The following is a 512-nucleotide window of genomic DNA, read 5'->3' as shown; positions in this document are numbered from 1 at the left end:
CTGACCGCCTACAACATCAAGGACGGCAAGCAGATCTGGCGGGCCTATTCGACCGGTCCCGACAAGGACGTCATGATCGACCCGCAGAAGACCACCATGCTCGGCAAGCCGATCGGCGACCGGGACCTGGGCGTGTCGACCTGGAACGGCGACGAGTGGAAGATCGGCGGCGGCACCACCTGGGGCTGGTACACCTACGATCCCGAACTGAACCTGATATATTATGGCACCGGCAACCCCGGCACCTGGAACCCGGCGCAGCGCGCCAAGGACGGCAAGCGCGAAGGCAGCGACAACAAGTGGTCGATGTCGATCTTCGCCCGCGACGCCGACACCGGTGCGGTCAAGTGGGTGTTCCAGAAGACCCCGTTCGACGAGTGGGACTATGACGGCGTCAACGAGAACATCCTCGCCGACATCACCGTCAAGGGCAAGCCGGTCAAGGCGCTGGTCAACTTCGACCGCAACGGCTTCGCCTACACGCTCGACCGCGTGACCGGCGAGCTGCTGGT

At 63.9% G+C, this 512-nt stretch carries 1 pseudogene; it reads left to right on the top strand.

The features are described 5' to 3' along the window. Positions 1-512: pseudogene (locus tag N826_RS44645) on the top strand (PQQ-dependent dehydrogenase, methanol/ethanol family); the annotation flags it as partial.

The sequence above is a fragment of the Skermanella aerolata KACC 11604 genome, from assembly GCF_000936425.1.
In the GTDB taxonomy this organism is placed as follows: Bacteria; Pseudomonadota; Alphaproteobacteria; order Azospirillales; family Azospirillaceae; genus Skermanella; species Skermanella aerolata.
The sequence above is the reverse complement of the archived record's forward strand: the minus strand, read 5'-3'. Positions and strand labels throughout refer to the sequence as shown.